General features: G+C 50.6%; 10 protein-coding genes. All 10 read left to right on the forward strand.

Annotated features, from left to right (window positions below):
* Window positions 1–79 precede the first annotated feature (79 nt).
* The 10 genes from rimO (at window position 80) to ispF (ending at window position 9400) form a co-directional block, all read left to right on the forward strand.
* A complete protein-coding gene (gene rimO / locus O3C58_06535; GenBank protein MDA0691515.1) occupies window positions 80–1417 on the forward strand; it encodes a 30S ribosomal protein S12 methylthiotransferase RimO in 1338 nt (445 codons plus the stop codon).
* A 48-nt stretch (window positions 1418–1465) separates the two neighbouring features.
* Window positions 1466–2560 carry an ATP-dependent 6-phosphofructokinase gene (locus O3C58_06540; GenBank protein MDA0691516.1) on the forward strand — a complete coding sequence of 365 codons (1095 nt, stop codon included), beginning with the start codon at window positions 1466–1468 and terminating at the stop codon, window positions 2558–2560.
* Between the two features lie 280 nt (window positions 2561–2840).
* Window positions 2841–3635 carry a 30S ribosomal protein S2 gene (rpsB, locus tag O3C58_06545; protein MDA0691517.1) on the forward strand — a complete coding sequence of 265 codons (795 nt, stop codon included), beginning with the start codon at window positions 2841–2843 and terminating at the stop codon, window positions 3633–3635.
* A 231-nt stretch (window positions 3636–3866) separates the two neighbouring features.
* Complete coding sequence (locus O3C58_06550) at window positions 3867–4460, forward strand: translation elongation factor Ts (protein ID MDA0691518.1); 594 nt, start codon at window positions 3867–3869, stop codon at window positions 4458–4460.
* A gap of 21 nt (window positions 4461–4481) precedes the next feature.
* Entirely contained in the window at window positions 4482–5201 is a 720-nt protein-coding gene (gene pyrH, locus O3C58_06555) for a UMP kinase (GenBank protein MDA0691519.1), read from the forward strand.
* A gap of 4 nt (window positions 5202–5205) precedes the next feature.
* Window positions 5206–5760: a ribosome recycling factor gene (gene frr / locus O3C58_06560; protein MDA0691520.1), complete on the forward strand. Its 555-nt coding sequence runs from the start codon at window positions 5206–5208 to the stop codon at window positions 5758–5760.
* 95 nt (window positions 5761–5855) lie between these two features.
* The gene (locus O3C58_06565; protein ID MDA0691521.1) at window positions 5856–6611 is read left to right on the forward strand and encodes an isoprenyl transferase; all 756 of its coding nucleotides are present in this window, start codon (window positions 5856–5858) and stop codon (window positions 6609–6611) included.
* 158 nt (window positions 6612–6769) lie between these two features.
* Window positions 6770–7558 carry a phosphatidate cytidylyltransferase gene (locus O3C58_06570; protein MDA0691522.1) on the forward strand — a complete coding sequence of 263 codons (789 nt, stop codon included), beginning with the start codon at window positions 6770–6772 and terminating at the stop codon, window positions 7556–7558.
* An 86-nt stretch (window positions 7559–7644) separates the two neighbouring features.
* Complete coding sequence (locus tag O3C58_06575; protein MDA0691523.1) at window positions 7645–8796, forward strand: 1-deoxy-D-xylulose-5-phosphate reductoisomerase; 1152 nt, start codon at window positions 7645–7647, stop codon at window positions 8794–8796.
* 118 nt (window positions 8797–8914) lie between these two features.
* On the forward strand, window positions 8915–9400 hold the full coding sequence (gene ispF / locus O3C58_06580; protein ID MDA0691524.1) for a 2-C-methyl-D-erythritol 2,4-cyclodiphosphate synthase: 486 nt from the start codon (window positions 8915–8917) through the stop codon (window positions 9398–9400).
* Window positions 9401–9674 lie beyond the last annotated feature (274 nt).

Here is a 9674-nt window from a genome sequence, read left to right on the forward strand (position 1 = left end):
CCCATCGCACGTGAACATCGGGTCCAGCGTCACGCTGGCCGTGTGTGGCGGGGTCGTTGATTTACGGAGTGAGACATTAATGAAGAAAATAGGCATCGTCAGTCTGGGCTGCCCAAAAAATGCGGTGGATACCGAGTACCTGCTGGGCGACCTTACGAATAACGGCTATGAAATAACACCGGATCAGGAAGCCGCAGACGTTCTCGTAGTCAATACTTGCGGGTTTATCGAATCGGCCAAACGCGAATCCATCGATGCCATTCTGGCAATGGCCCGGTTGAAAACCGACGGCAAGTGCCAGAAATTGATCGTCACCGGATGCCTTGCCGAGCGTTACAGCGAGGAACTTCTCAAGGAAATTCCTGAGATCGACCATATGATGGGGGTCAACGAATACCCGCGTTTGAAAACGCTGTTGAATGGGGATGCTTCGCAAAATGGAGCGATGGAGCGCAATCAGATGAATGGTCCGGCTGAATATTTTGAGCCCTACGCCAATCGCATTTTGACCACCCCGTTTTATTCCGCTTATTTGAAGATCGCCGAAGGCTGTTCCAACAAATGCGCCTTCTGCATCATCCCGAAGATGCGGGGCAATATCCGCAGTCAACCCTTGGTATCCCTGCTCACCGAAGCCGGGCAGCTGGCGGATCGGGGGGTCAAGGAGCTGAACCTGATTTCCCAGGACACCACGATGTACGGGTTTGACCTCCGAATGAAAGACGGTTTGATTCGCCTGCTGAAATCTCTGGCCAAAATACAGGGGATCGAATGGATTCGCCTGTTTTATTGTTATCCGACCTTTATCAATTCCGACCTGATCGAGTTCATCGCGGCGGAAGAAAAGGTGGTGCCTTATATCGATGTTCCTCTCCAGCACACGCATGACGAGATGCTGGCCAGGATGAAACGGCAGGAAAGGGAAAGCAAGGTGCGGGCCATGCTGGATGAAATTCGCAATAAAATTCCAGGCGTCGCTCTCAGGACGACGTTCATTACCGGTTTTCCCGGCGAAACCGAGGCCCACTTCCGGCACATGCTGGATTTTGTTCAGGAGATGGAGTTCGACCATGTCGGTGCGTTCACGTATTCGCATGAAGAAGGAACCACAGCTTATGATTACCCGGATGATGTTCCGGCAAAGGTCAAGGAAGAGAGAAAAGCCGAGTTGATGAGCGTCCAGAGAGCAATCAGCCTGCGGCGCAACCAGTCCCGCGTTGGCGAGGTGCATCCTGTTCTTGTGGAAGGTTTGGACGCAGAAGAAGGCTACCTGATGACGGGCCGCCTGCCCACACAGGCTCCGGAAATCGATGGTCAGGTGATCATCGAGGCCAGTGATGTGGAACCCGGTCAAATTGTTCCCATGCGCATCCTCTCCGCCACCGATTACGATGTGGTGGCCACGCGAGTCGATTGAGATGAAATCAGCGGAATCCGCTTCCTCACTTCAGATAACCGATAATCAATGACACTCAAACGCGTTGGCATATTGACCGGCGGCGGAGACTGCTCAGGGTTGAACGCAGTGATACGCAGCGTGACCCAGGCCGCGATCCTCCAGCATCAGGCACAAGTCATCGGCATCGAAAGGGGGTTCGATGGCTTGGTTTTTGATTGGAACCAGGAACTGACCCTCGACGCCACCCGCGACATCCTCACCCTTGGTGGTACTATTTTAGGAACCACCAATAAAGGCAATCCGTTTTCATACCGGGAATATGATGAACATGGCGAGATTCAGGAGCAGGATCACTCGCAACAAGCCGTGGACAATTTCAAGCGGTTGGAACTGGACTGCCTGTTTGTGGTCGGGGGCGACGGCACCCTGCAAATGGCCTGCAAGCTATTTGCAATGGGGCTTCCTGTCATCGGAATCCCGAAGACCATAGACAACGACCTGGAAGGCACCGATTACACTTTTGGGTTTCAAACCGCAGTTCAGGTGGCCTGCGATGCTCTGGATCGTCTGCAAACCACAGGCAAAAGCCATCAACGGGTGATGATTCTGGAAGTGATGGGCCGGAGCGCCGGCTGGATTGCCCTGGAGTCTGGAATTGCCGGTGGCGCTCACATCATCCTCATTCCTGAAATTCCCTATAAACCCGGAAAAGTTTTAGAGAAGATCCGGCAGCGTGAGGCCGAGGGCAATCCTTTCAGCATCATCGTCGTGGCCGAAGGGGCGAAAGAAGTCGGGGGGCAGGAAATTATCCTGGAGAGCGCTTCCGACAGGTTGCAGGGCGTGGTGCATTATGGCGGCGTGGGCAACCATCTGGCCGAGAGACTCGGTCAGGAGATCGATCTCGAAGTCCGTTGCACGGTTTTAGGGCATACCCAGAGAGGAGGAACTCCGAACAGCTTTGACCGGGTGCTTGGCACTCGCTTAGGCGCTTATGCGGTTCAGGCGGCGGCAGAGGGAAAACTCGGCAATATGGTGGCTCTGAAAACCCCGGAAATTTCTCTGGTCCCCTTGCAGTCACTGGCCGGGATCGTGCGCAAAGTCCCCCCCACTTCGCAATTGATCCAGTGCGCAGAATCGATCGGCATCAATCTGGGCAGATAAGCCCGTCTGGTTTATTTCTTGTCACGTAAAAAACAGTGTGCTAACCTAGCCGACCATAGGTAGATATTCCATTAAAACCTTGAGGGCGTCTCGAAAAAAATGGCTTGGACTATGAGCCAACCCTTTAATTAAGCGGGGTTGGTGATTGCAAACGCCAAAGAATATCAATTCTTAGAGATTCCCTTTATTTCGCACGTTGCCGGATCGAGCCAGAGGTGGCCTTTAGGTTCCTGGTTTGAAAAGATGGCGATGGTGGCCCAACCATGAAAAGGAGTTGTCAATGTCAGAAGTAACAATGAAAAGTCTGTTGCAGGCGGGGGTGCATTTTGGTCATCAAACGACCCGATGGAACCCCAAGATGAAGAAATTCATTTATGGAACCCGAAACGGAATCCATATTGTCGATCTTCAGCAAACGCTGAAAAAATTTCAGGAAGCTGAACAGTATGTCCGGGAATTAGCTCGAGCGGGTAAAACGATTTTATTTGTAGCGACCAAAAAACAGGCGCAGGAACTCATCGCCGAGGAAGCTACCCGATGCGGGATGTTCTATATCAACCAGCGATGGTTGGGCGGCACGATGACAAATTTCTTGACCATACGAAAAAGCGTCGAGCGGTTGCGTGAACTGGAACGGATGGAGGAAGAAAACGAATTCGACCGGTTGCATAAGAAAGAAGCGTTGAATAAACACAAGGAAATTGAGAAGCTCAATAAATTTTTCCGTGGCATCAAAACCATGAAGCAACTTCCCGATGCTCTGTTTATTATCGATACGCGCAAGGAAAGAATTGCCTTGTCGGAAGCCAATAAGCTGGGAATTAAAACCATTGCTCTGGTGGACACCAATTGTGACCCCTACGGTGTTGATTTACCCATCCCCGGAAATGATGACGCCATCCGCTCCATCAAATTGTTCACTCAGCGGATCGCAGATGTGTTGCTGGAAGAACAGGAAATAAAAAAAGCGCGACAGAAGGATGATCAAGAAACTCCTGTTGTACCGATGGCGGCGGAGTTTACAGATACCAAGCGAAAAAGGTCTGCCTCGAAGGCTGGTGGCGAAGCAAAATAAAGAGGGCTGACCCCGACCTGTTCGATCGTGGATACGGACGCTTGGGTTCGATTCGGTAAACCGTTCCGATACAATTAATATTCTCTCGAAGCCGGAATTCATCCAAGGCTCTTTAATGTTGTTTTGGGTGCCTTTCCGGGCAGAGATGAGCGCATACTTTGTAGTTGTTTGAACGGCGCTGTTGCGAAAAAAATAAATAAACCAATTTGAGTCATGAGGAGTTAAGTACGGATGGAAATCACCGCGATGATGGTAAAGGAATTACGCGCGAAATCAGGCGCGGGTATCATGGAATGCAAGGGCGCTCTGAAAGAAGCTGATGGCGATATTGAAGAGGCCGTTACTGTGCTCAGGAAAAAAGGATTGGCCAAGGCAGGCAAGGTAATGGGACGGGAAGCCGGCGACGGGGCAATCGGTAGCTATATTCACCCCGGAAACAAAATAGGCGTCATGTTGCAACTGCATTGTGAAACGGATTTTGTCGCCAACACCGAAGACTTTCAGGGACTGCTGAGAGATATCTGCATGCATATTGCCGCTTCAAAATCCAGATACGCATCCAGGGACGAAGTGACTCAGGAAGATCTGGATAAGGAGCGCGAGATATTTGCTCATCAGGCCAAAGAGTCTGGCAAGCCTGAAAATATTATCGATAAGATTGTTGAAGGCAAGATGGAAAAGTTTTATGAGGAAAATTGTCTTTTGGATCAGCCTTATATCAAAGAGACCAGTCTCACCGTCGGAGAAATGATCAAGCAGAGAATCGCAATTTTCGGAGAAAATATTACCGTTGGAAAATTTTCCCGATTTGAAATTTCCAAATAAAACCTAAGGTTCAATTAATTTATGAGTCAATCGATTTACAAGAGAGTTCTTCTGAAATTGGGCGGGGAATGTTTGGCGGCTGAGGATGGCGGGTTTGGCATTGACCAGAAAGCCATCTCTAATATCGCGGTAGAGATTGATGAAGCCCGGAAGTTGGGAGTGGAGATTGCCATCGTCATAGGCGGTGGTAATATTTTCCGTGGCGCCACCGCCAGCAGTCTGGGGATGGAACGCGCGACCGCCGATTATATGGGAATGCTGGCGACGGTGATCAACAGCCTGGCCTTGCAACACGCTCTCGAGGCACAGGGAATAGACACCCGCGTGCAGACCGCTATCGAAATTCATCAGCTGGCGGAGCCTTATGTGCGGCGCCGGGCGATCCGCCATTTGGAAAAAGGACGGGTGATTATTTTCGCCGGGGGGACGGGGAATCCTTATTTCACCACCGACACAGCCGCTTCCCTGAGGGCGATGGAAATCGGTGCGGAAGTGATTTTCAAGGCCACCAAAGTGGACGGGATTTACTCCGAGGACCCGATGAAAAACGAAAACGCCACGAAGTACACGAGAGTTTCTTATCTTGAAGTTTTGCAAAAGGGATTGAAAGTGATGGACTCGACTTCGGTTTCACTCTGTATGGACAATAAACTGCCGATGATTGTTTTCAATGTCCGGCAAAAAAACGGTATCAAGCGTGTATTGCTGGGTGAAGAAATCGGCACCACGGTGGGAGTGTGATGGTATGGAAAATTTTCTAAACGAATGCCAGGATAAAATGGGTTATTCTTTGGAGCATTTGTGTGCCGAACTGGGCAAGATCAGGACCGGGCAGGCTTCTCTGGCGATTTTGGAAGGCATTAAGGTGGATTATTATGGAACCCCGACGCCATTGAGTCAGGTGGCGGCTCTCGGAGTTCCGGACAGCAGTACCATCACGGTACAACCCTGGGACGCCTCCATTCTTAAGGATATCGATAAGGCGCTACAGGCATCTGATTTGGGGATCACCCCGAATAATGACGGTAAACAGATCCGACTGAAAATCCCTCCTCTTACCCAGGAGAGGCGTCAACAGTTGGCAAAGGTCGTTAAAAAGTGTGCGGAAGAAGGCCGGGTGGCGATTAGAAACATTCGCCGTGAGTTTAATGACAAGGTCAAGGCCAGTGAGAAAAGCCACGAAATTTCTGAAGATGACGGCCACAAACTCATAGATAAAATGCAGAAGATCACTGACGAACAGATCAAGCTGGTGGATAAAAAAGCACAGGAAAAGGAAAAGGATATACTGGAAGTTTGAGCCCCTCCTGACTTGTTTCCAGTCAACTTCCATTGCAGAAATTCCTGAAACCCGTACTTCCTTCCCCCTTCGGCGAATTTTTAGGAGAGGTTTCCTTGGTTGATCCAAAATTACAGGCACAGATTGATGACAGTCGCTTGCCACGTCACGTTGCCATCATCATGGATGGGAACGGGCGCTGGGCTAAGAAAAATTTCCGGCCCCGCATCGAGGGTCACCGGGAAGGTGTCAAGGCGGTGGATCGTGTTGTCAGCCAATGCCGCAACCTGAATATCGAAGCTCTCACCTTGTATGCCTTTTCGGATGAAAACTGGAATCGGCCGCCTGTAGAAATCAACGCTCTCATGAAAATTCTGGATTATTTTCTAAAGAAAGAGCTCATGCGGATGCAAAAGGAAAATATCCGCTTCAATACCATCGGACGGATAGAAGACCTTCCTGATGAGATTCAAAAGATCGTCCGCAACGCCGAGGAAGTTACCAGAGAAAATGACGGAATGGTGCTGAGCCTGGCTTTAAGCTACGGCGGGCGGCAGGAAATTCTTGATGCGGTTAAGAAAATTGCTGAAAAAGTGAAATCGGGGTGCCTGAGTATTGAGGAAATAGATTCCCCCTTGTTTGCAAGCTTTCTATCTTCCCATCCGCTTCCCGACCCCGACTTGCTGATCCGTACCAGCGGAGAGCTCAGGGTCAGCAATTTTCTTTTGTACCAGATTGCGTATACAGAACTTCACTACACGCCGGTGTTGTGGCCGGACTTTTCCGAAGACGATTTGCTCAAGGCGCTTATCGACTTTCAAAAACGGGAAAGAAGGTTCGGCCTGACCCAGGAGCAAATCGTTAAAGCCTGACGGTTTTTATCTGAAAATGATTCCTGTTCTTCAATTTACCCTAAGGTTACAATGACAAAGGAATCCTTTGGCTTCACCGCTGAATGGGGAAACGTAGAAACTTCTTCTGGCTCACTTCCGGCCATTTTATTTTTCGGGATTATTATGAGGGTTGGCTCTTGACGCGTGTAATAAGCGGAGTCCTCGCGATTCCCATTGTTTTGGGCATTGTTCTCTACGGATCGGGGTGGCTCTTTTTTGCCCTGATTGCAGGGGTTGTGTTGACAGGGATCCATGAATTTTTTTCCATGACCGACCGGGTCGGGGTCGAAGGGTATCCGGTGGTCGCCGCCCTGTTGAGTCTTCTTCTGCTCCTCAGCTTCAAACAGGAAGGCCGCTATCTTCTGGAATGGGGAGTCATCAGTTTTCTCGCCCTGTTCATTGCCTGGGGAATCAAGGATAAAAATATCAAAGTCGCTGTGGATCAAATCGCGTACACACTTCTGGGAATCCTGTATGTTGCGGGGCTTTCAGGCTATTTCATCTTGATTCAAGGCCTTGAAGACGGCAAGCACTGGATCGTATTTTTGTTCCTGATCACCTGGCTCGGAGACAGCGCCGCGTATTATGGAGGCCGAAAATTCGGCCACCGGCTCCTGGCACCTGAAATCAGCCCTGGAAAAACAATTGAAGGCGCGTTGTTTGGTCTGGCGGGCAGTTTCGCAGGCGGCATCATAGCCAAGTTAACTTTTTTGTCAGGGGTGTCTGTAGTGCACTGTTTGCTTGCGGCGGTTATTTGCGGTATTATCGGACAACTCGGGGATTTAGCCGAGTCGATATTAAAACGCTACACCGGAGTCAAGGATTCCGGCAAGTTGATGCCGGGGCATGGCGGCGTTTTGGATCGCATTGACAGTTTGTTGTTTGCAGGCCCGGCATTTTATCTTTATTATCGACTGGTTTTCTAAGAGATCCCTTCTCTGCCGGGTTTCGTGGTGCTCAACAGACATTTTTTAAGGCTGATACCCGGATCACTTCTCATTCAAAAAAAACTATGAAAAAAATATCCCTATTGGGGTCCACCGGGTCGATTGGCGTCAACACTCTGGATGTGATCGCACGCAACCCGGAGCGTTTTGAAGTCTGCTGTCTTTCAGCGGGGAGCAATGTGGATTTGTTGGCCGAGCAGGTGCGAAATTTCAAGCCCCAGGTCGTGGCCCTTTTTGATGCGTCCAAAGAAAAGTTGCTGAGAGAAAAGCTCGCCGGTCTGGATGTGGAGATTTTCACAGGTGAGGAGGCGTCGATAAAAGCCGCAACCTATCCGGACTCTGATCTGGTGGTTTCGGGGATGGTTGGAAGCGCTGGTCTGGTTCCAGCTCTTTCCGCCATCGAAGCGGGAAAAAATCTGGCCCTGGCCAACAAGGAGACTCTGGTGGTGGCCGGCGAACTGGTTTTAAAAGCCGCCAAAGATAAAGTTTCCATCATTCCCATCGACAGTGAGCACAGCGCCATTTTCCAGGCCTTGAATGGAGAAAAAAAAGAGCAGATCAAAAAGATCATTCTCACCGCATCCGGCGGGCCGTTTCGGACGTTCACCCGCGAGCAGATGGAACATGTGACGGTGGAGCAGGCGCTCAATCACCCGAACTGGTCGATGGGCAACAAAATCACCATTGATTCGGCGACCATGATGAACAAGGGCCTGGAATATATCGAAGCCAAATGGCTGTTCGGGCTGGATGTCGAGGTGGATGTCATCATCCATGCGCAAAGCATCATTCATTCGATGGTCGAATTCGCCGATACCTCGATCATGGCCCAGATGGGCATTCCAGACATGCGGGTTCCCATCGCCTACGCCCTGTCTTTTCCCGACCGGCTGGACTGCCAGTTGCCGTCACTCGATCTGGCGAAATTAGCTACGCTCACGTTTGAGGTGCCCGATTACGAAAAATTTCCCTGCCTGAAACTGGCCATCGATGCGCTTGATGCCGGACAGACCATGCCCGCCGTTCTCAACGCCGCCAACGAAATCGCGGTGCAGGCATTTCTTGATGAACAAATCTCCTTTAAAGAAATTTCGGAAATGATTCGCATGACCATGGGCAATCACAAGAGCCGGACGGTGAATCAACTGGAAGATGTTCTGGAGGCGGATCGCTGGGCCCGGGAAGAGACTAAAAAATTGATCACCGTCGCGCATTAGCCAGCGGAGTGACAAGGGGGCTGTTTGAAATCACAGTTAACTTACAGATGGAGAATTTCCGGGGTTCGTGAGCAAAGCGATCGTCAGCCCCAGTTTCCCTCCCGTGGTGCGGGTGTCTATGTTTAGAATCGGTAACGGTTACGACGTGCACCGCCTGGTGACAGGCAGAAAACTGATCCTGGGCGGGGTGGAGATTCCGCACACGCTTGGCCTGGATGGGCATTCCGATGCCGATGCGTTGTTGCACGCGATTTGCGATGCACTGCTGGGCGCACTCGGCTGCGGCGATATCGGAAAGTATTTTCCCGACACCGACCCTGAGTGGAAGGGCGTATCCAGTCTGCTTCTGCTTAAAAAAGTCGGTGAGATGTGCGAAGAACGCGGGTTCGCCATTTCCAACATCGATTCCGTCATCGCGGCGCAAAAACCTAAAATCGCGCCCTATATTCAAGCAATGAAAAAGAATATCGCAGACAGCTTGGGCATCGACCCGGAGCAGGTCAACGTCAAGGCCACGACCACTGAGACCTTAGGCTTTGTCGGTCGGGAAGAGGGCATGGCCGCCTACGCCGTCGCCCTTTTGCAGAAAATGGATGTAACGTAGATAAAATTCAAAGAGTTGTGAAACTGTCTTCCCTGAATTTAACCCTCGACGGCCCCCAGAATAGACAGCCTCAAATTCCCCTAGCTAAGGGGTTCTCTGCGTACTTTGCGTCCTCTGCGGTGAAAAAGAGGTTATTCCAACCCTTAGCTCTAGCAGGTTGCTGAAAAAGAGAAAAATCCGTCAGCGAGTTAAGTTTTACAGGTTTTTGCTTTTAAGTGGCACAGCCTTTCCAGGCTGTGCGCACAGGCTGGAAAGGCGGAATTAAATTCCGCAC

The sequence above is a fragment of the Nitrospinota bacterium genome, from assembly GCA_027619975.1.
In the GTDB taxonomy this organism is placed as follows: domain Bacteria; phylum Nitrospinota; class Nitrospinia; order Nitrospinales; family VA-1; genus JADFGI01.